Source organism: Gordonia sp. ABSL11-1, from assembly GCF_030315685.1.
Classification (GTDB): Bacteria; Actinomycetota; Actinomycetes; order Mycobacteriales; family Mycobacteriaceae; genus Gordonia.
Window position 1 is genome coordinate 1 of record NZ_JASXSI010000112.1, and the last position, 322, is coordinate 322.

Consider the following 322-nt stretch of genomic DNA (forward strand, 5'->3'; position numbering starts at 1 on the left):
GATGGTCTCGAGTGCCTCGGCCAGGCGTCGTTCGGTGGATCGGGCATCGGGGGAGCCGTCGGGTTCAGGCCGGGGTGCGCCGTAGCGTTCCATCGCGGCCTGGAACTTCTCCCCGACGTCGACGTCGAGGTCGGCCTCGACGCGCAGGCGCCCGTCAGTGGTCTTACTCTTGGCGAGGGTGTTGATGGTGCGGTCCTCAGCGGCCGGCACGCCGCAGTCGGTGTCGTCGGCGAGGACGTTGCCCAGGGTGCGGGCGCGGTCGACGATCTCGGCGGGGGTGGCGCCGGAGAAGTGTTGTCCGAGAAGATCTGTCACATGGTTT

1 pseudogene is annotated in these 322 nt (G+C 68.6%); it reads right to left on the minus strand.

Annotated elements, in window-relative coordinates:
* Positions 1-322: pseudogene (locus tag QSJ19_RS26675) on the minus strand (HNH endonuclease); the annotation flags it as partial.